A 21,957-nucleotide genomic window follows, 5' to 3' on the forward strand; every position below is an offset into this window, starting at 1 on the left:
ATATAATGTTAACCCAACATATTGCTAACCTTGAAAGTAGAATTATACAGTATCAAAAATCTCTTGATGATACTGTAAATGACACTGCAAGTGATACTGTAAATGATACTGCAAGTGATACTGTAAAAGCCAATGACACCACTTCACGGCTTGTCGCCGCAATAAAAGAACATCCGGAATACACTTACGATGAATATGCACAGATACTGGGTATCGGTCGCGCCACCGTTGCCCGACATATCAAGAAGTTGAATGGAACAATCATCAGGCGCATAGGTTCTGACAAAGATGGTTATTGGGAATTTATTAAATGACAGGGTTATGAAGAACTTTGATATTATAAAAGATATAAGCGGACTGAACACAGTCTATAAGTACTGCTCGACAGCGGAAGACTTCCAGATAGTGAATCCCATAATCTCCGCTCAGAATGCACGTCTTGCGTTGGAGACAATGGTTAAGACCGTTTACCGCCTGAAAGGGTGGCAAATAGGCGAACGGGCATCGTTACTTTCGCTAACCACCGATGAGCGTTTCACCGGTTTCATAGACAGCGAAGACTTGATGAAGCGTATTCACTATGTCCGCAAAATCGGCAATACCGCAGCTCACGCCGGTGACGGATTTGTGGGTCGCAGGGAGTCTTTCTTTGCCGTGCTTAATCTCTATTATATCATCGGTTCTATCCTGTTGGCGTGGCAAGTGATTGACAGTTTGCCTGATTTTGATAAAGAATTGATACCGCAAACGCCACAGCCAAGTCCTCTTGCCGTTGTTGCTCAAACAGACCAAGTAAACACAACCACCACACAAGCAGCCACCACTGCTGCACAAGCGATGGAAGAAAGTTCCGATGCACAGCCTGCAACGGTAGAAGCACAGCCGGTAGTAAACGACCTGTCGGAAGCGGAGACACGACGGCTGTATATCGATTTGCTACTGCATGAAGCCGGTTGGAAAATATCTGAGCGCAAAGGGGAAACCATAGCCCGGCAGGCTTGCATCGAGGTTGAAGTACAGGGTATGCCCAATGAAAGCGGAGTGGGTTATGCCGATTATGTATTATTCAATGCCAGCGGAATACCGTTGGCTGTCATCGAAGCCAAACGCACAAGCAAGAATTCCGCAGAAGGGCGTCATCAAGCGGAATTGTACGCTGACTGCTTGGCTGCACGCTATGCCTGCCCCAGACCGGTAATCTATTATACCAATGGCTTTGAAACCAATATAATAGACGGCATAGGGTATCCATCGCGTAAAGTAATGGGATTTCATACCATCGATGAACTGCAACGCATGATTTCGCAAAGAGGGCGCAATGACATTACAGACCTTACTATTTCCGACAAGATAACCAACCGTAATTATCAGAAACGGGTTATTGCATCTGTCTGCGACCATTACAACAAGAAGCACAGGCGAGCATTGTTAGTGATGGCTACAGGGACGGGAAAGACGCGTGTCAGTATCTCACTCGTAGATGTTTTGGTGCGGAACAACTGGGTAAAGAACGTACTGTTCCTTGCCGACCGAATTGAACTGGTTAATCAAGCAAAGAAGAACTATACAAAATTATTGCCGGACATAACGGTCAGTTCCTTGCGGGACAGCGATGTGGATATGTCGGCGCGTATCCTGTTCTCCACCTATCAAACGATGATAGGCCATTTGGACAAGGACACCAAGACATTTTCATTGGGCAGGTTCGACCTGATTATCATCGATGAAGCGCACCGCAGCGTGTTTGGTAAGTATGGAGCCATATTCGATTATTTCGACGGTCTCCTCTTAGGCTTGACGGCAACGCCACGCGATGAAGTCGATCGTTCCACATACGACCTTTTCGGCATGGAACAAGGCGAACCTACAGACAGCTACGAATACGATGAAGCAGTTGCCGATGGCTATCTGAATCCTTTCAGAGCGATAAAAGACAATTCCAAAATTCTCACAGATGGCATTGACCCCAAACAACTTACCCTAGAAGAACGGAAGCAACTGGAAGAAATTTTCGAATACGAGAAGATGAAAGCCGGATTGGAACCGGACGATCCCTATAGCCGCACCATCAACGCCACAGAAATTTTCAAATACATCTTCAACCAAGATACTGTTGACCATGTACTGAACAGGCTGATGAACGAAGGCATCAGTGTGAAAGATGACACGATGATAGGTAAAACCATTATTTTTGCCTATAACCACAAGCATGCCGTATTTATAGCAGAGCGATTTGCCGCACTTTATCCCGACCTGGGAGCGGATTTCTGTCGGGTGATAGACAATTACGAAAAGTATTCATCAGACCTGCTTGATAAGTTTGCAGATAAAGAAAAACAACCTCAAATTGCCGTATCGGTAGATATGCTCGATACAGGTATTGATGTGCCGGAAATCGTGAATCTTGTATTCTTCAAGCCAATCCATTCCAAAATCAAGTTTTGGCAAATGATAGGCAGAGGCACACGCCTGTGCAAAAACCTGTTTGGCAACGGCAGGGACAAGAAAGAGTTCCTGATATTCGACTTCTACCGCAATTTTGAATATTTCGAGATGAATCCAGAAGGAACCCGGCCGACACAGTCTCAGTCCATCGTAAGTTTGCTCTTCAATTTGCGCACGGACATCAAATTCGCCTTGCAGGACGGAGAACATCAAAGCAATGAAGATTCTAAGGCTTTTCACGACAATCTTGCCGACATCCTGCATAAGCAAATAGCCGACCTGAACAGAAACCGGATAGATGTGCGCCTGCAACTGAGAGCAGTAGAGACATATACCAGTCCGGAAGCCATGACCTGCCTGACACTTGGCGATGTGATGGCCATGAAAGGTAATATATCTCCACTGTTTAAGAACGCGACCACCGACACGGCCGCACTGAAATTTGATGCACTGGTATTGAAATCCCAACTTGCATTGGTAGACGACACGGTCAGTTCCGCTTCATCCGAAAGGAAGATAATGGATATAGCCGCCTATCTCAAAGAAAAGAAAGCCTCCATTCCGCAGGTAATGGCGAAGATGGACGTACTGAACGAGGTATTGTCCGCTCATTTCTGGGAATCGAAAAGTCTGGGTTCTCTTGAACGCATCAGGAAGGAACTCCGTGACCTTATTCAATACTTAGATGGCGGTGCGGCAGGACAAACATTTACCATCAATGTAACAGACACTTTTGTAGAGGACAATTCCGGAGTCAACATAACCCCTATCCGCACCTATCGCCGCCGGGTGGAAGATTACCTCAAGGAACACCTGTCAGACGATGATGCCTTGCAGAAGATTTATCACCTTGAACCACTTTCCGAACAGGACATCAGTCGACTGGAACAGATTTTCTGGGAAGAGCTGGGCTCAAAGGAAGAGTTTGAAGCACAGACCAGGACAAAACCATATCAGCACAATGTGGCCGCCTTTATCCGTTCAATCATTGGTGTGGAACAGAATGTTGCGCTGGAGAAATATCGCGCATTGATTCATGGCGCAGAACTGACCCGTATGCAGGAAGAATATCTGCGCACGCTTATTCGCTATGTATGCGAGAATGGGGATATTGCAACCGTTGTATTGCAACAACCGCCCTTCAATAAGTTTACAACCATCTTCCGCGATAGTCCCAAAGCGTTGATTGATTATGTGAAACTTATCAGTCAAGTGATTGCAGCATAAGCCATTAATATTATGAATAATATGAACCAGTACATAAAGAATGTAGTTAAACGAATGTATCAAATAGATGTTGATACAGCATCGAAAGAGCAACTTGAAGCCATTGAAGAAATCAATGTCAGTGATATTACTATGAATAGTGAGGTTACGACATGGAATTTCTCTGAATTCCCGAATCTAAAAAAGATTGATTGCAGTTATCTGTTCATCAAAGATTTGATAACAACGGGATGTACTGAACTAGAATATCTTCGGTGGGAAGGAGTTAGAGGTAATGACATACACTTAGACCTTTCAACGAATAAGAAGTTGAAGAAAGTTGTCGGTGGGCAGGATGGAATTGTCGAACTTGATTTTTCTTTCAACCCCTTACTTGAAGAAGTATCTATGTCTTTATCACAAAGTTTACGTTGGATAGAACTATCTCATTGTAACAACCTAAAGAGACTAACATTGTTCGGAGTTTTAATCCCATTTGTGGATTTGACAGCATTACATAATCTGGAGTATGTAAACATTAGCTATATGAATCAATATAGAAATATGGCAGATGAATATGGGGATGGTTATCCACGCCCAATTTTGTTTGTGAATGAAGATTTTAACGAATCTATCATAGAAGACCACACACGTCAATATTCATACTACACATACAAACTCATTAAAGTCTCAGAAGGTTCTAAAGAACAAAAATTCTTAAATGAGGTAAAAGCTATGAAGGAGAAAATCCTCTCTATCCCTGTTGACCGTAAAGGTAAATATGTGGCTATTTTACATTATGCTCTTATGGATAAATTAAACAATCTATGAAGGACTTAATTGATTAATATATGGAATCAATACGGATATTCCTATTAAAAGGAAAAGAGAACATGATAGACCATGTAAAGAGCATTCAAACACTTGGATGTGCCTACTGGAAAAAAGCTCGTAACAAAAATTTGAAAATTGGAGATATATGCTACCTCTATCTAAGCGGTAAAGGACATTACCAAGTTCGCTATCGTCTTGAAGTCGTTGACACCAGCTGTACTCGCGAAGATAGTTCATGCTGGGTTACTCCTTTTAGGGCTGACAATGATTGTTATAAACTCACTCCAACATCTGCTATGTATGAGGGAAAAGAGTTGTCATTAGATGCACTCGAAGGAATCGGTATCAATCGATATACTCAATTCAAGGAACTCAATGAATACCAAGAAGATTTTTTAAGCAAATACTTTATGTGATATGAGTATGCCAGACGATAGAAGACCAAGAATTATCAACGTAACTCGCAAGCCGACCAAATGCCCGGAATGCGGTGAAAGAGTCGTTGATATAGTGTATGGCACAGGAGATATGACAGAAATAGATTTCATGTTCAACTATCGAAAGGAAGCCATTATGGGAGGAAATAATATACCTCGTCGTCCTCCGATATGGTGTTGCTCGTGTGGATGCAAGCGGTTTCGGAAAGTGAATCCCGACGGAACAGATGTAGCTGTGAAAGTAAAAATGCTAAAAGACACCCGTAAAGCACCTGCATCCGTTATAAATTGGTCTTCTTCAATGGTTGATAGAGCATTGAAGAATAATCAGATAGACTCAATACATAAATACACTTTGGATATAACTACAGATTTTGATGAACAAGAGACTTTAGTCATCACTGCTGTAAGCCAAACAGATGCAGAACTTCTTGCAAGAGATTTGGTTAGGAATGGAGCAGTTGGACTTAAAGGTCGTAGGTGTATAAAAGTAGAAGTAATTTCTGAACATCCACAATATAAATGTTATCACGATAATGCTCAGTAAAAAAGACATTGAAGAACTAGCCACAGGTGCTGTCAAAAGATATTTCAACACATGTAACCTCATTTCTCCTCAAATTCAAGAAAATGACAAAACTCCAGATTGGGACGGCTATTTGAATATTTACAAAGAGAAGAAAGATGTTCGAAGGAATTTTATTGGTTGCATCAGGATACAAGTAAAAGGTATTCAAGTTAATGACTTTAAGAAAACAGAATCTTTTCCTATAGAGACTGTATTTCTTAACAATGCCCGTAGTGAAGGATTTGTGTTTTTTGTTGTGGAAGTAAAAGAAGACGGCACCTCCACAATATTTTATAGAATGATGGCACCAATAGAAATAAGAGCTGAATTATCTAAATTAAAGAATGATCAGAAGACTAAAAATTTTCATTTTGAGATATTAGATAGCGATAAGGATTTTATAACTAGACAATTAGCTGAATTTCTTATTGACTGTATTAAACAAAAGAGTTTTGCTATCAAAGATGAATTTAAGATAGAGGATATAAAAGATGCGACAGAATATCAATGGGGATTTACTATGTTAGGAAAGAAAGAAAACTTTGCTAAGGATATATTTGATGGATTTAAGTCTTTCTTGTATGCGAAAACAAAAGAAGGTGTAGAAATTCCCGTAGGAAATAGTCGTATGACTGTTTGTATTCCTGAGATTACAGGTATACAGCAAGAACCCGTAGTAACAGACAATATAATAGCCAACGAATATACTCTTAAATATTCGAAAGATTTTATCACCTATGAGATTCAAAATTTGCTATCATTCAAGATATTGAACAACGTGAATGTGAAAGAAAATAATGTAACTATTGATATACTTGCAAAAACGACAGAACAATACATAGAAGCATATAGTATTTTTTTATCATTATTAAGAGTTAGACAAATAAAGTTCGGAAGTCATTGCCATACTCTAAAAACAAAAAACACAGATAGAATAATATCGGATTTAGAAAATAGAATTTCTAATTTTAAAAAGCACGCGGAAGTTATTAAAGTATTGAACATTAAAACACCACTTGACTATGGCATCTTTTCAAAAGAAGATAACAAATCTATTCTTCAATTACATAAGGCATTAATTGAACATCAACCCATTGGATTAAACAAACCCAAAGCATTCTTTAAATTAGACATAGCGAACATCTGCATCCTTCTGACTTGCCAAAGTGATGGCAATGGAAAGTTTTATATTGATGATTTTTTCAAGAATTCAAATATAAAAGTAAGCCAGGATGGTAACAAAAAACCATTCCTGGTACCAATATTTTCATTTCTAGAAAAATTAGGCTATGTATTATTTGACAATATTCCTTATGACAAAATTTTGGATTCATATAAAGAATTTGTTGATATTGATTCTAGGGTATACACTCAAGCCAATTTAGACCTCTTGGAAATGCTTAAAGCCGCAGATGAATTACAAAATAAACAGATGCTCTCAAAAAGAAAAATTACATTAAATACTGCTTTAGAATTAGCTCAATGGCTAATTGAGAATGATAAGCAAACATCGTTAACAGATATACACCTCATAAATTACTTACAAACAACTAAAAGACTCCGAGACTTGACTGATGAAGAAAGGAAACCGTTGATAAAAATGACCCAAAGCTCAGAACCTATGGTAAGAGCAGCAGCGAATATACTTTTAGGGGATACAGATGTGGCAAAATATATAATTGAAAACATGAAAAATGACGATAAAATTATATTTGTAAATTTTCCAATTTATCACTTATTGTTGAAATAATAAGATGCTGCAAGATTTAAAACAATAATCTATCGTCACCTCGTAATACCCCTATAACTATTCTCTAACTCGTTTCACATAACTAATCAAGATAAAAGGGTCTATACTATTTCCATTATATTTACAGGTTATATGCAGATGTTCCCCAGTGCTGCGCCCGGTATTGCCTGTAATCCCGACAACATCACCCGACAGAACGTCCTGCCCCTGTGATACGGAGATTTGAGACAAGTGACAATAACTGACGGTAAAGCCACCGTGCTGGATAGTAACATATTTCCCGGACACCTTATCCTGTCCAACAGCAAAGACTCTCCCCTGCATCATGGCAAATACCTTGGAACTTCGGGCATGGAGGTCAATACCATTGTGAAACTTCCTCTTCCCCGTGAATGGGTCTTTCCGATAACCGTAAGGCGAATTTATCTTGATATGTGAGAGCGGATAGCATACGCTGAGATAGCGAGCTACCTGCTCTTTCTTTTTTGTGTCCGTACTTGACAATGAAACCTTGTCGGGTACGGACTTTTCATTTACAGAGGTGATGCTTTCGGGTGTCGCCTCTGCTTTGTTTGTCGTCCGGGTGGGATTTTCAACAGTGACTTTATTGCGATTGCCCGGAAAGGAAACCGTGTTGAACTGCGCTTTCACATGGTTCCCGGATAATAACAAAAGAAGGGCTATAACGATTCGTGTATTACTCATAGATGCAAATGTAGGAACAGTTCTCCGACCGTGCCAAAAGATGTCTTGATTTACCTCCAAAATATAACATTAAATAAGTTCAGAGTATGAATACTGCATTATAATCATACTTAAAGCATAAATAAACACAAATAATCAGGCTATTTAGAACTACACAAATTGAAGTATGAACAATAGTATATACCTTTGTCAAAGTATAATCAAAATATCATATTAAAATATGAAACATGTACGATTTGAATTTGAAGAACTGCCTTACGAAACTCTCTCGCAGTTCGGACTTACACGGGAAATGATTGAAGACCTTCCTATGCACATCTTGGAAGAACTCAGCCACGGCAGGCACTCGCCTGTACTTCCCATCAAGGTAAACGATGATAACGGAAACACAGTCACCGACCGTAGCCGATTCGCTTTCGTGCGCAAGGAGAACGGAGAAGCCGATGTCGTGTTCTACCCGGTGCTGAAGAAATCCTCCTTGGAGAAGTACAGCGAGGAACAACAGAAGCAGCTCCGTTCCGGCAAAGTCATTCTTGCCGACACGGTAACGGCTGACGGGCGAAAGACAAAAGCCTTCGTACAGATCGATACCGAAACCAATCAGGTCATGTCCGTCCCCACGCAGGTCATCGCCCGGAACCTCCAGGTGATGGCGGAAGAACTGAAACTCAGCAATGTCGAAATCAAGGTGATGCAACAGGGCGAACCGCTTACCTTTGTGATGCAAGACGAGCCTGTAACAGTCGGCATCAGCCTGCACGAGAAGGACGGCATCCGCTTCTGCCAGGGAGACGCCAAGAAATGGAGCGAGCAGACCAAAAGAGAATGGGACAAATACACCTTCGGCTGTTACGGTTGCTGGATGATGGACGATGACGGCAATCTCGACTATATCCCGGAAGAGCAATACACGGAAGAACTCTGGAACGAACAGAAAAAGAGTGCCCAACGCAATATGGGTGCAGGACTTCACAAGTAAAACCTTTCAAACACTGTAATTATGGCACAAAACACCTATTATCCCGAAGAAGTGCTCATCGAGAAGATGGAGCGCGGAGAATACGGCTGGCTGGATTACGTCAACCACTTTTCTGCCGAATGGCAGGAAGAACTGGTGGAATACTGCAAGGCGCACTCGCTCACGATTGACGATACGGCAGCCGAGCAATTCGTCCACTACAAGAGCGAACAATTAGAAGCCGCCATGGAAAGCGGTGAAGCATAAACACGGACTATGGCAATACGAAGCAACACAAACCCGATGAGACCGGACTTGCAACCCGAAATGCGTGCTCTTTTGATGCGCAACGGTATGCAAGCCCATGTCGTACCTGTGGGTGACAGCTACCAGTTAGTAGTACAGGGGCACGATTCCCCACTGTTACGATACCCCATCAGCAGGCAGCAGATGCAGGCCCTGACCGACTGGGGGACGAACCATGCCAACAAGAAAGCCTACGAGACCTTCACGTACATCGTAAAGGAGGATTTTGATATGCCCCGCAACTTCGTCCACGCACGCAATGCCAACGGTCGTGTGGCAATGGGACTTCACGGCTACCGTATCGGCATCGGTGAGTATGGCAGGGTCGGCAGGTACGGTATGCCGCCCCCTTTCCTCGGATGGACTCCCAGACAGCAGGAAGGCTATCACTTGCGCAGGGTCGGCGGCCGGCTTTTCTATGCAGGTACGCCTATGGTGGCAGAACGCCCGGACGGACGAATGAAACCCGGTGAAATGCAATCGGGCGGTTACGGATTCTACTACAAAGGGCATCGGCAACCACAAGAGCAGGTACAGCCAGTCCGACAGGATGTCTTGCAGGATTTGCAGGCAGTCATCACTCCGATGGTAAACAAGCCAAGAAGCGAAAAACCGGCAAAGCCTTACAAGGAGTTGATTACCTCCCCTGTCTATTTCTCTAATGAGAAGTGGCAGGAATGCCTGTCCTCACATGGCATCATTATAGACAACGAAGAAAAGACCCTGACCATACAATCGGAACAAATCCATGTCGATATGGTCTATGACATCACAGATGCGGAATTATCCGCACTGACCTCCAATTCCATTGAAGAGCATCCGGTTGAGAAACGCCTGGAGATTCTGAACAATGTTATTCAAAATGACTATTCCGATAAAGTCACATTGGAATCGCTGAACAGCAAGGAGCGCATCAGCATTGCCCTGCATCCCGAAGTGGAGCAGGATCTGGCTATGCGGAACCGACAGGAACAGGACTTGCTCCTGCCATTGGAATCCGATAACAGCCTTGCACCGCACTCTACCGAACAGACCGTACTGCAAGAAGACGAACATATCATCAGAGAGCCACAAGAAGGAGCCTTGATTGACGGACGGGACTTGTCATACATCAACGAAAACAAAGGCTGGTACCGGGAAGGAGAACACGGACGTGAGGTGGAAGTGGAAGCCATCGCCGTACAACCGGCAGAAACGGAGGGCAAATACAAGATGACCGCCATCATCAACGGAGAACCCATCACCCATGAAATCAGCCAGAAACAGTACGACAAGTTCCTGGCAGTCGATGACTACCACCGCATGAAGCTCTTTTCCAAGATATTCAACGAAGTGGATATGAAGACCCGTCCCGAAATGAGCAGCGGATTGGGTACGAAGATATTCGCCGCACTTGCCGCAGGTGCGGTAGTGCTGTCGGATGTCGCCCACGGGCTGCACCATCCCTGTCCGGAATTTTACGGAGAGCGTTTCAGTTCCGCACCCCGTCCTTATTTCAAGCCGGGAGTGGACTCACCGATGGATGTGGCAGCAAGGAACTTTGAAGCGCAGATGAACAAGGAGGTGGCAGAGATGCGCAGAGGATTTTAAGGAATAAAAGGAACACGGAAATGGCAAACGGAGAACTGACATACGATAACTTCCTGCAACGGCTGGACATTCAGGATATACTGATGGACGCAGGCTATCACCTGAACAAGCGTGACGGCTTGCGTTATCCGTCCTATATCCGCACGGACAGCAACGGCACACGCATCCGGGGTGACAAGTTCATCGTCACACCGAACGGCAAATGCTGTTTCCAGCCACCACAGCAAAAGCTCTATAATATCATATCCTTTATCAAGGCATTCCCGGAGAAGTTTGCGGAACACCGGAATGGAGTCTCTCCCGACAGGTTGGTCAACCTTATCTGCAACAGGCTGTTGAACCAGCCCATCAATGACAGACCTTTGCGTATCATCCAACCCAGACGGGAGAACACTCCGTTCAGGCTGGATGATTACGACATCCACCGTTTTGACGTGAAAGACAGGGAGACCCACAAACGTTTTTACCCCTACTTCAAGAACCGTGGCATCGACATCTTCACACAACGGGCTTTTGCCGACCATTTCTTTCTGGCTACCAGACACCGTTCAGACGGTTTGGCGTATGCCAACCTTGCCTTTCCACTGGTACTTCCCAAAGAGCCGGACAAGATTGCAGGACTGGAGGAACGAGGCCGTCCCAAGATGGACGGTAGCGGAAGTTACAAGGGCAAAGCCGAGGGCAGCAACAGCAGCGAGGGCTTATGGATAGCCAATTTCAGCGGTGAGCCTTTGCAAAAGGCAGGCGGCGTTGCGTGGTTTGAAAGTGCCTACGACGCAATGGCTTTCTACCAGATACACAGGAATGGCTTTCGGGACAACCCTGACCTTTCCAAGAAAAGCGTGTTCGTCTCCACGGGCGGCACTCCCACCGATATGCAGATTCGCGGTATGCTTTCCGTCACTCCGGATATAAACCACTACTTGTGTTTCGACAACGACAGTGCCGGGCGTGAGTTCGTGAAAAAGTTCCAAGCCATAGCGGAATCCATGCACATCAATTCCGACCGTATAAAAGTATTTCCCTTGATGCCCTGTTACAAGGACTGGAACGATGCCCTGCTTGGCAAGACAGGCGAGGAATACCTTGACAGCATCAAGGACGCGATTATCCCATTGGGAGCACCACTCGGTACAACGGGGTGTGCAACCGACAAGGAAGAAGAACACCGACAACCCAATATACACAGATAAGAGTCATGCAACAACCGATATACAGAGAGATTTCGCTACGACCGCAAACGGCACAGTTCTTCATTGACGAACTGCCCTTGCTGTTGCTTTGTCCCGTGGGACTGGTCTATGGAGGAATGGAGAACGCCCCTCTTGCATCTATCGCCACCCTCCTTGCCGTTCTCCTTTCCCTCATTTTGATTTACCGGCTTATATACCTGAAACGCATACGCTATCACATCGGTAGCGAACAGCTGACTGCCGAGCATGGCGTGTTCCAACGCAGTATCGGTTACATCGAATTGTACCGTGTGGTGGACTTCCACGAACAGCAGAGCTTGTTGCAGCAGATTTTCGGACTAAAGACTGTCACGGTGTTGTCTATGGACAGGACCACGCCCAAGCTGGAATTGACAGGTCTGCCCAAACGAATCAATATCGTGGATATTATCAGAGAGCGTGTAGAGTTTAACAAACAACGAAAAGGAATCTATGAGATCACCAATCATTAAAATAACGATGCTCCTATTCGGCATCATCTTGTCTGTCACGGCGAAAGCGCAGATTGTCACAACCAATCCGTTGGAATATGTGGCATTGGCAGAAGGCAACGAACTGATTCTCGGCAAAGTAAAAGACCAGATGGACGGGCAGAAGAAAACCGCCCTTTTACAGAATACCATTGCCGCAGAGTTCGAGCAGATGCGCCAGTGGGAGAAGAAATACAACAGCTACCTTAAAACGGCAAGCGGTTTCGCATCCTCGCTGAAAGCCTGTACCCACCTGTACAATGACGGTGTGAGGATTTTTATCTCGCTATGCAAGTTGAAAAAAGCCATCAACGACAATCCACAGGGCATTGTCGCCGCAATGAGCATGAACAACCTGTACATCGAGACCGCAACCGAACTGGTGACGGTATTCTCCCTACTCCGTGATGCCGTGGCAAAGGGAGGCAAGGAGAATATGCTTACGGGAGCGGAACGGAGCCAGACCCTATGGGCATTGAACGACCAACTGTCCGCATTCCAAAAGAAACTCAACCTGCTTTACCTGAGCATCAGGACTTACACGATGACGGACGTGTGGAACAACGTGACGGCAGGTATGCTGGACAGGAACAATGGTGAAGTGGCACGAATGGCAATGAACAGGTGGCGCAGGGCAGCAACGGTAAGATAAAAAGATGGAGGAAAGAGAAAATGAGACGGGCAATCTTTATCATAATCACACTGCTGTGCATAGGCGTGAAAGTCCACGCGCAGATAGACCCCACCCTTGCCGGAATGGTTCTCATCTATACCGAAAAGTCCAAGAAGACCTTGAAGAACCAAGAGAAAATCATGCTCCTGCAAACCACCGGCCACATTTGGACGAAAGAGGAGGTAGAAGCCGTCACCGACCTGCAACGGGAGTTCAATGATTATCTGGATTCATTCCGTTCGGTCATCAGTTACGCCGCACAGATATACGGCTTCTATCACGAGATAACGCATTTGACAGAGAATATGGGCGAGTTCACCGGGCAACTCAGGAAAAGTCCAGCCAATGCCGTAGCAGTAGCACTCTCCACGAACCGGAACAAGATATACCGGGAACTGATATACAACTCCGTGGAAATTGTCAATGACATACGCACGGTCTGCCTGTCAGACAACAAGATGACGGAGAAACAGCGGATGGAAATCGTTTTCGGAATCCGTCCCAAGCTGCAACTGATGAACAAAAAGCTGCGACGGCTGACCATGGCGGTGAAATACACCTCGATGGGTGACGTGTGGGCAGAAATCACGGAACGGGAACAACCCAAAGCCAACAAAGCAGAGATAGCCAGGTCTGCCATGAAACGGTGGAAACGAAGTGGAAAGGCCAGTGCTTTTTAACATAACGAGAATGTAAAAACTAAAAGATATGGGATTCTGGAGTTCATTATTAAAGACAGGCGGCAAAGCCGCAGGAGCGACAGGCAAAGCCGTTGGTGGAGCCGTATTGCACCCATCACAGACCTTGCGAGGGGCAGGAAGTGCATTGAAGACGGCAACCGTAGGAGCCGCGGCCGGATATGTCGGCTGGGAGAAACTGACCACCGACAAGAGCGTGGTGCGCATCGTGAGCGATGCCGTCATCGGAGAAGATACCACCAACGCCATCAGCGGCACGGCGAAAGCGGCTACCGAAACGGTAAACAAACTTACCGGCAAAGCCGAACAGACTTTTGACAGCGTGAGCCAGGCGTCAAGTTCGCTCTCTTCCACGCTCGATGGAGCGTCCAATTTTTTAAGCGGTGTTTCCAACGGGAATGCCGGGAATATGTTAGACAACTTCTTCAGCAACCTCGCGCATGGCAAAGTATCGGGATTAAGCATAGTCGGATTGATTGCCGGGGCATTCCTCGTGTTCGGACGTACAGGCTGGCTCGGCAAGATAGCCGGTATCTTCTTGACCATGATGATGATTGGCAACAACACCCAACGCCAGCAAGAAGCGTCCGTTACCGACAATCAGCGTCAAGCCCGTCCACAGCAGGAACAGGAGGAACAGACCCATAGCGGAGGAATGAGAAGATAAGACAGTCATAACACAATAATATTCTACAAATGAAATACACGGAAGAAATGATTCTACAGTCCCCAAGCGGCTATTGTATGCCCTTTGAGGAAGAAAAGAATAAAGAAGTAACCTTGTCAAAAGGTTATGGGGAACAGAAAGATGCCGTCACCGGAGAGACTTCCTATAATCATGGCATAGACTTCCATGCCAGTCACCGTCCTTTGGCGGCAGTGGGCAGCGGTGTCGTGTCAAGTATCGGTACGGACAAAGAGCATGGTGTATATATTGTCATACGCTATGGCAAATACGAAGTGACCTATGCGCATCTTGCTAATATATTCATCCGTTTCGGACAAAAGGTAAAAGCAGGTCAGACGGTAGCCATCAGTGGAAACGACCTTCACATGGAAGTGGCGTTTGACGGCGAGGAACTGAATCCGATAGAGTTCCTGACCATGCTTTACGGCAATATCCAGGCACTCGGCAAATCGGGACACGGTGCGGCACACGAGTTCACTTCGTTTGACGGTGAGATCAAAACCAGGTACGACCGTGACAAGGAGGAAATCGAGGAACTGATGCTCCGATTCCTTCCCGTCTATATGGAAGATCTGTTCCGTGGCGAGTACATCGTACCCGAATATACAGAACAGTCCCTGCGTAATGTGTTCACCGTGGGAGCGGCCAAAAACTACTTCTTTGAGTCGATGCCGAGCATGGCGAACCCTTTGGGCATAGGCAGCCGTGCCTTGCCTTTGGCGGGCAAGGTACAGAATCTCCTGATAGCGGATTTTCTGAATTATCTCGCTCTCAGGCACAATGTCTATCTCTCCACCATGAGCGAGGAAGTAAAAAAAAACTTCAATCCGAGGCAGTAGCCGGTAGTGGCATTATCGACCCTTTGTCGGAACTGGAGATAGATGTACAGAGCTTCGATATTCCGAGAATGGTGTCCGTCTATCCCGACCGTGCCGGAGTCCGATGGTGGACGAAAGCATGGTTCAATAACCGGGAGGAAGGCGAACATTCCGTAGAAATCGACCGGATGGCCGCCATCCGTTTCATTCAGGACCGGATAGAAAAGGACGAATGGCTGGAAGAGTTCTTCCCCAAGCAGATGGAGATATACCACAATGCCATAGAACAAACCAAGGAACAACTGTTGAACCAATTAAATTATTAGCAGATGGGTGAAATCAAGCATACAGCACGCTTTGCGGAGATAGAAAAGGTATTCGGTGACTACTTCAATAGTCACCTTGCCCCTGTCATGCGAGACACGCAGAACTATCTCAACCGAAGACAAGCGGAGGAAATGGCAGTATATTCCACCAGTGCAACCGGCATCCTCGGTTCTATGGCGGCAGCCGGTAATCCGATGATGGATCCGTACCAGACACTGAAAGTGACCGGGGAATGGAACTCCAAGACCACGGAGGACTACATTGAAATGTGCAAGGATAAGATTGCAAACAATAAGGAGATACAGGCAGACCTCACGATAATGGCAAACGAGTGGCGTTCCGCCGTGGTGGATGAAATCGGCAGGGAAAGATATGATGAACTGTCCGGACAATTAGGTGGCGACCTCGCTTACGCATATACGGAATACCGTATCGGAGAGTTGATGACGGGCAAGATGGTCAAAGACAATATGCCCAAGTCTTCCGCTGAATACATCATGCGCAAGGCGGCACAGAACACGCTTTTCGGGCTGTCATACACATTGAACCAGTCACCGCTTGCCGCAGAAATCGAGCGACGTGGGGAAGCAGCCTACAAACCGTCCAAACTGGAAAAAGGGACAGGCAAAGTCATCGGTGCAAGCATCGATGCCATATCACTCGGCGGTGCGGGAAGCTGGGCGAGCTTCGCCAAATTTGTCGGGGCTGACCTGGCATTTTCAGCACTGACTTCCTCCAAGGACAAAACAGGAAACACTGCATCCGTTGAAGACTGCATCAGCAAGGGCGTATTCGGAAGTGAGAGGAATGTCTTTGACAGATTCCGTAAAGAAGCCAATGAAATTCGAGTCAATGACAATCCTTATATCATCGCCACCAATGAACGGCTGACCAAGAAGATTCCCGTACAGAGTTTTGATTTCAGGGACTGGATGAGCCATAACGCCCAAGCGAAAATGCCGTTTGATTTTATTGCCGGCCAAAAGATAAAAGATGAGCGATATAAGGATATTCCGATGGTCATCGCTCCGGAATACATGGAAACTTATTTGCAGGATATGGAGAAGAAAGAAGAGGTTAAAGGTCAATCTGCGCTTGCAAACAATCCGGGACAATCGGGAAACACCCATACCGCACAATCCGTCCAACAAGCCAATGAAACGGAAACGGCAGAAGAATCAAGGGAAGATACAGCCATTGAATCAGGACAACAAACCGCCAATGCCAACGAAAACGGCTGGGGCAATTTTTTCTCAACTTTGGGGTTGAGTGGCATGGGAGACATAAGCAAAAATTTGGGTTATGTGCTTGCCATGTTGCCGGATATTCTGGTGGGTATGTTTACGGGCAGGACAAAATCATTGGATTTAGGAGACAATGTACTGCCTATCGCCAGCATCGTCGCCGGTATATTCATTAAGAATCCTATTCTCAAAATGATGATGATCGGACTGGGCGGTGCCAATTTGTTGAACAAGGCAGGACACGAGGCATTAGGATGGGAACGGAATGAGGATAACGGTTTGAATACGGGAAACCGTTCCGTCCGATACCGGGTCTATGCGGACGAACCGCTGAATCCACGGATTTCCGGTCCGATACTGCAAGGGAACAACCTTATCGCAACCATAGACCATGTACCCTGCACCATCCAGTTGCCTGAAAAAGTGGTGTCAGCTTACAATGCCGGGGCATTGCCGCTTAATACCCTTGCCAATGCCATCCTTGCCAAGAGCGACCGTACCCAGCAACTGATGTCGCAGAATTACGAAGAGAACGACAGGGAAACGATTGTGCGTACCAGAGGAATACAATAAAACAGCAACAGATATGAAAGAGAAATCACAGTTTGAGAAAAATGCCGCCGACAAACAAGTGGAACTGCTCTCCGGAGCGTTAAGCGGAGCGGTCAGCGCGGGCGGCCACTGGCTCAATGCCACAGGCAAGGGCTATCCCAAGTTTTATCCGGCAGGCGTGGCGGTCAGTCCGTTCAACGCCCTGTTCATGGCTCTGCACTCAGACAAGCACGGATGCAAGAGCAACCTCTTCACCTTATATAGCGAAGCAAAGGCAAGAGGCGAATCCGTCAAGGAACACGAAAAAGGAGTACCGTTCCTGTTCTATAATTGGAACAAGTACGTGAACAGGAACAATCCCAACGAGGTCATATCAAGGAATGACTACCAAAAACTTTCTTCCGAAGAGAAGAACCGATACAAAGGCGTACACAACAGGGAGATACGCACATTGTTCAATATCGACCAGACTTTGCTGCCCCACGTTGACAGGAAAGCATACGATGACGCATTGGCAAAATACGGCAACAGTGTCGAGCAAGGATTCGGAGAAAAGGAATTGCGTGAACTCAGGCCGAAATTCAATGCCTTTGTACAATCTATTTCGAGAAATCTGGCACCGGTTCGCACGGATGGCAGCGGTGTGGCGCATTATGACAGCCAGAAAGACGCGATATATATTCCACGGCAAAAGGATTTCGCACATTACACCGATTATGCGCAGGAGACCCTTCGGCAAATCATAGCAGCCACCGGACACCAGCAACGCCTTGCCCGTGAGGGAATGGTGATGAAAAACGGGATTCCCCCAACAGAGGATGCCGTCAAGCAGGAACGGCTGATTGCCGAAATCGCTTCGGGTATCAAGATGCTGGAAATGGGACTTCCGGCCCGGTTGTCGGACGAGAGTGTCAAACTGGTGGATTATTGGAACCGTGAACTGAAAGAGAACCCTTGTCTGATAGATGCCATCGAGAGCGATGTGAACAATGCGCTGGAAGTGATACGCAAGGCAGAACGGGGCGAGAAAATCGAGTATGCCACCTATCGTAACTACCGCCAGACAGAACAGATGCGGGAGCAAATGCCAAAGCATTTCTTCGTGGCTGAAGAAATCAAGAAGCATCCCGACAAGGAAAACAAGACCATTGTCCTGGTCATCGACAAACAAGGCAAGAGTGCCGATGTGATACTCCCTGCCGGTGCATCCTTGGAGGTGAACAACGAAATCAAGGGAATGAGCAAACAGCGCATACAAAGCGCATTGGAGAAAAGCGGCATTGAAAAAGTGCGTTTCTATAATCCGGACGGTGCGTTGGGCTACCGTCCCGATGACCGTTACTTCGCCGAAAAGCAGATAGAGGTGGCGCGTCTGAAAAACTGGGCATTGGAAACACTCTCCACCATCGATGCGCACCCTGCGGTGAAGCAAGCTGACAAACCCTGGTTTGAGAAGATACAGATGGTACAGGATGACAAAAACCGCTGGGCTTTATTCATCAAGCCGGAAGGAAAAGCCGGTTACAGCGTCTATCCCGAAAAGGATGACCTGAACCGTTTCTTCACCACGCTGAAACAGTCATTGGATAATATAGACAAGGTGCGTGGAGAATTGGCCAGAAAATACTATGCCCTTGCCGAGAGCAAGCCGGATCTAAAAGTGGACCTGTTCCACACGGCAGATGAAAGCATTGACTTGAACCGCATACAACGAGTGGCCGTGTTCAAGACAAAGAACGGGGCGATACTCTGCGCTCCCACCATTGACAACCAGAAACCGCAGCCCCGAAGCGTCACACCACAGCAATGGCAACGGATGTGGGTCGCCGAGGACAGGAACAGTTTCAAACAACATCTGGCGGCAACGCTTTTCGCGGACGTGCTGAACAAGAGCCAAGCACAGGAACAGACCTCTTCCGAAAAACAGGAGTCGGAAGTGGAAACGAAAATCAGCCGTGACGAGGAAATCAAGCACGACCAGCCTAAAGAGGAAGTTGAAGAAGAGGAAGAGGTATCAAAAGGAATGCACCGATAAACAGACAAAGCAATGAGCAAGAATAAAGAATATGCGGAAAAATACGCCGTTTTTGCGATGGAACAGATGCGCAAATACGGCATCCCGGCTTCCGTGACCTTGGCACAGGGCATACTGGAGAGCAGCAACGGGCAAAGCCGTCTGTCTCTGAACGAGAACAACCATTTTGGTATCAAAGCCACTCCGGGATGGATTGCGCAAGGTGGCAAATACGGTATTTACACCGATGACAAGCCCAACGAGAAGTTTTGCAGCTACGACAGCGTGGGCGATTCTTACGAGCATCACTCCAAATTCCTTGTAGAGAACAAACGGTACGCGGAATGTTTTGACCTGTCTCCTGACGATTACAAGGGTTGAACGGAAGGACTTGCCAAGGCCGGGTATGCAAGTGGCGGCAATTATGCCCAAAGTCTGCAAAAAATCATTGAAGCAAACGGGCTGCAGAAGTATGACCGGATGGTCATGACCGAAATGAAGGCAAAAGGACAGGAAACAGGAACCGGACAAGCGGTTACGACAAACGCCTATTCATTCCCGGTCGAGCGCGAAGAGTTCCTGTTTGTCACTTCACCGTTTGGAATGCGTACCGACCCCATGGATGCTGACAAACAGCAAATGCACAAGGGTATGGACATCCGCTGTAAGGGCGATGCGGTGTTGGCTACCGAGAATAACGGCAAAGTGGTGGCAGTAAACCAAAATGCCAAAACTGCCGGAGGCAAGTCCGTAACCATTGAATACGAGAGGGCTGACGGAAGCAAGATACAGAACACTTATATGCACCTGTCCTCTGTTGATGTCAAGGTGGGTGATAAGGTGCAAGCCGGACAGAGACTTGGTATGTCAGGCAACACCGGCACACGGGCTACCGGCGAACACCTGCATTTCGGAGTGGCACAGATTACCGCTGACGGACAAAAGCGAGACATTGATCCCGCAATCTATCTGGCAGACATCGCCCAAAAGGGAAACATCAAGTTGCAAGCCTTGCATAATGGCAACGACCTGTTGGCTAAATACAAAACGGAGGTTACTGCCACTCCCCAGGAAACAAAATCACAAAGTCCTGAAGAGTGGATGAAGAAACTGTTATCATCGGAAGACAGCGGTGTCGGACTTTCAGAAACGAATGACCCGATTATGGATATGGTGGTCAAAGCCTTTTCCTCGCTGATGATGCTGGCGGTAGTCATTGACAACAAGAACGAAGAGGAACAGAAAGAAGCCATTTCTGAAATGGCAGGTAGCCGGAAGGTGGAACTGACTTCATTGTTGCCCCACATGAAAAGCTGTGCCCTTGTCATCGGAGAGAACAACAAAGCCGTATTGCAGGCAGACAACGGTACCGTGCAAGTCTCACGGGAACTCTGTACCGTTGAGTTGAGTCGGATGTCCGCCACTTTGAATAATCCTGAACTCTCGGAGGAAAGCAAGCGTATGCGAGTGGCAGGAATGGTCAATGCCATTGTCCTTTCACAACAGGCTTCACAAAACTTCGAGCAGGGAATGTCGGAACAGCAGAGCCAGAACGAACAAATCAGAAGATAATGAAACGCGTGATGATGGAAATAGGATTGTTGTTTGTCGGACTGTTCCTTGCAGGACTGCATACCCTTGTATGCTACCGGCTGTTCGGTCTGGTGGTGACACTCGTGATTGTGGGTGTGCAGGTTGTCATTGCGTCAGGGATAGTCTGGATTAAAATCCGTGCGCCCGATTAAAGACGGAACGTATATGCAGGTAGTTCACATTTAATAGGATATTCCGGTCAAATGGTCTTGGTTAAAATAAAACTACAAGCAATATGATTAAGTGTAACGTAACAGTGTGCGGAACCATCAGCAAGGCGGTTGTAGTGCGCACCAACAATGAGAACAAGGCTTTCACGGCATTTGCCGTAAATTGCATGATTCCGGCAAGAAACGGTATCGACAAAACAGTGGAAATCTCTGTCGTTAAGGATGGAGAGGAGTACAATCAGGCTGACTATACCGTAGGCAAGAGAGTGGAAATTTCCGGTGTGTTGACTTTCAAGAAGCGTGGAGACAACCTCTATTTCAATCTGTCGGCTTCATCGGTCAATCTTACCGTGGCTTCAAACGAGGATTCCATCAAGGGCGAAATGCACTTCCGTGGAAAGACAGGCAAGAACATCGAGGAGAAGACAGACAAGAAAGGCAGGAATTTCTTGCAGTTCTCCGCATTTTCCGCGGAAAAGGTCAATGACTGCTTCGAGTACCTGTGGGTACGCTTCTTAGGCTTTGACCGTAAACGTGAGGAGTGGCTGCAACCGCAGACCGGCATCGAGGCCAAAGGTGAACTGGAACTGTCCGTCTATAACGACAAGCTGAACATTGCCTGCAAAGTATCGGAAATGTCGGAATATGTGAAACAGCCGTATAACCCTAACAACTGACA

Annotated in this window: 21 protein-coding genes and 1 pseudogene; 21 read left to right on the forward strand and 1 reads right to left on the reverse strand. The window is 46.3% G+C overall.

Going from position 1 to position 21,957, the window contains the following annotated elements:
- The 6 genes from MoGM_RS10090 to MoGM_RS10115 all read left to right on the forward strand — a co-directional run.
- The coding region (locus tag MoGM_RS10090) for a winged helix-turn-helix transcriptional regulator (protein ID WP_146078718.1) at window positions 1-314 on the forward strand (314 nt) is incomplete at its 5' end.
- 7 nt (window positions 315-321) lie between these two features.
- A complete protein-coding gene (locus MoGM_RS10095) occupies window positions 322-3,672 on the forward strand; it encodes a DEAD/DEAH box helicase family protein (RefSeq protein WP_104369955.1) in 3,351 nt (1,116 codons plus the stop codon).
- Between the two features lie 21 nt (window positions 3,673-3,693).
- Entirely contained in the window at window positions 3,694-4,482 is a 789-nt protein-coding gene (locus tag MoGM_RS10100) for a hypothetical protein (protein ID WP_103878069.1), read from the forward strand.
- Between the two features lie 62 nt (window positions 4,483-4,544).
- Complete coding sequence (locus MoGM_RS10105; RefSeq protein WP_233210252.1) at window positions 4,545-4,901, forward strand: hypothetical protein; 357 nt, start codon at window positions 4,545-4,547, stop codon at window positions 4,899-4,901.
- Between the two features lie 112 nt (window positions 4,902-5,013).
- Window positions 5,014-5,469, forward strand: a complete 456-nt coding sequence (locus MoGM_RS10110) for a hypothetical protein (protein ID WP_233210253.1) — start codon at window positions 5,014-5,016, stop codon at window positions 5,467-5,469.
- Window positions 5,459-7,240, forward strand: a complete 1,782-nt coding sequence (locus MoGM_RS10115) for a hypothetical protein (RefSeq protein WP_103878067.1) — start codon at window positions 5,459-5,461, stop codon at window positions 7,238-7,240. Before MoGM_RS10110 ends, MoGM_RS10115 begins: the two co-directional genes overlap by 11 nt.
- A 57-nt stretch (window positions 7,241-7,297) precedes the next feature.
- Here MoGM_RS10115 and MoGM_RS10120 read toward each other — a convergent pair whose 3' ends face one another.
- The gene (locus tag MoGM_RS10120) at window positions 7,298-7,945 is read right to left on the reverse strand and encodes a M23 family metallopeptidase (protein ID WP_104369957.1); all 648 of its coding nucleotides are present in this window, start codon (window positions 7,943-7,945) and stop codon (window positions 7,298-7,300) included.
- 220 nt (window positions 7,946-8,165) lie between these two features.
- Here MoGM_RS10120 and MoGM_RS10125 point away from each other — a divergent pair, with 220 nt between their 5' ends.
- From MoGM_RS10125 to MoGM_RS10190, 15 genes and pseudogenes are all read left to right on the forward strand, one after another.
- Entirely contained in the window at window positions 8,166-8,924 is a 759-nt protein-coding gene (locus tag MoGM_RS10125) for a DUF4099 domain-containing protein (protein WP_103878065.1), read from the forward strand.
- Window positions 8,925-8,945: 21 nt separating this feature from the next.
- On the forward strand, window positions 8,946-9,170 hold the full coding sequence (locus tag MoGM_RS10130) for a hypothetical protein (RefSeq protein WP_008771378.1): 225 nt from the start codon (window positions 8,946-8,948) through the stop codon (window positions 9,168-9,170).
- Window positions 9,171-9,179: 9 nt separating this feature from the next.
- On the forward strand, window positions 9,180-10,799 hold the full coding sequence (locus MoGM_RS10135) for a hypothetical protein (RefSeq protein ID WP_181035928.1): 1,620 nt from the start codon (window positions 9,180-9,182) through the stop codon (window positions 10,797-10,799).
- A gap of 20 nt (window positions 10,800-10,819) precedes the next feature.
- Window positions 10,820-11,992 (forward strand): toprim domain-containing protein, encoded by a 1,173-nt coding sequence (locus MoGM_RS10140; protein WP_104369958.1) that lies wholly within the window; start codon window positions 10,820-10,822, stop codon window positions 11,990-11,992.
- A gap of 5 nt (window positions 11,993-11,997) precedes the next feature.
- A complete protein-coding gene (locus MoGM_RS10145; RefSeq protein ID WP_103878061.1) occupies window positions 11,998-12,483 on the forward strand; it encodes a PH domain-containing protein in 486 nt (161 codons plus the stop codon).
- Complete coding sequence (locus tag MoGM_RS10150) at window positions 12,464-13,153, forward strand: hypothetical protein (protein ID WP_103878060.1); 690 nt, start codon at window positions 12,464-12,466, stop codon at window positions 13,151-13,153. The genes MoGM_RS10145 and MoGM_RS10150 overlap by 20 nt, the downstream gene beginning before the upstream one ends.
- A 20-nt stretch (window positions 13,154-13,173) precedes the next feature.
- Window positions 13,174-13,854 (forward strand): hypothetical protein, encoded by a 681-nt coding sequence (locus MoGM_RS10155; RefSeq protein ID WP_103878059.1) that lies wholly within the window; start codon window positions 13,174-13,176, stop codon window positions 13,852-13,854.
- 28 nt (window positions 13,855-13,882) lie between these two features.
- A complete protein-coding gene (locus MoGM_RS10160) occupies window positions 13,883-14,539 on the forward strand; it encodes a hypothetical protein (protein ID WP_103878058.1) in 657 nt (218 codons plus the stop codon).
- A 29-nt stretch (window positions 14,540-14,568) separates the two neighbouring features.
- Entirely contained in the window at window positions 14,569-15,399 is an 831-nt protein-coding gene (locus MoGM_RS10165) for a M23 family metallopeptidase (protein WP_103878057.1), read from the forward strand.
- Window positions 15,400-15,422: 23 nt separating this feature from the next.
- A complete protein-coding gene (locus MoGM_RS10170; RefSeq protein ID WP_008771370.1) occupies window positions 15,423-15,704 on the forward strand; it encodes a hypothetical protein in 282 nt (93 codons plus the stop codon).
- A gap of 3 nt (window positions 15,705-15,707) precedes the next feature.
- The gene (locus tag MoGM_RS10175) at window positions 15,708-17,522 is read left to right on the forward strand and encodes a hypothetical protein (protein WP_103878056.1); all 1,815 of its coding nucleotides are present in this window, start codon (window positions 15,708-15,710) and stop codon (window positions 17,520-17,522) included.
- Window positions 17,523-17,535: 13 nt separating this feature from the next.
- The gene (locus tag MoGM_RS10180) at window positions 17,536-19,536 is read left to right on the forward strand and encodes a zincin-like metallopeptidase domain-containing protein (protein WP_103878055.1); all 2,001 of its coding nucleotides are present in this window, start codon (window positions 17,536-17,538) and stop codon (window positions 19,534-19,536) included.
- A 12-nt stretch (window positions 19,537-19,548) separates the two neighbouring features.
- A pseudogene (locus MoGM_RS13465) lies at window positions 19,549-21,087 on the forward strand (glucosaminidase domain-containing protein).
- Window positions 21,087-21,260, forward strand: a complete 174-nt coding sequence (locus tag MoGM_RS13180; RefSeq protein WP_181035927.1) for a hypothetical protein — start codon at window positions 21,087-21,089, stop codon at window positions 21,258-21,260. Before MoGM_RS13465 ends, MoGM_RS13180 begins: the two are co-directional and overlap by 1 nt.
- A gap of 83 nt (window positions 21,261-21,343) precedes the next feature.
- Window positions 21,344-21,955, forward strand: a complete 612-nt coding sequence (locus tag MoGM_RS10190) for a hypothetical protein (protein WP_104369959.1) — start codon at window positions 21,344-21,346, stop codon at window positions 21,953-21,955.
- Window positions 21,956-21,957: the final 2 nt, after the last annotated feature.

The sequence above is a fragment of the Prevotella sp. MGM1 genome (assembly GCF_002933775.1).
In the GTDB taxonomy this organism is placed as follows: domain Bacteria; phylum Bacteroidota; class Bacteroidia; order Bacteroidales; family Bacteroidaceae; genus Prevotella.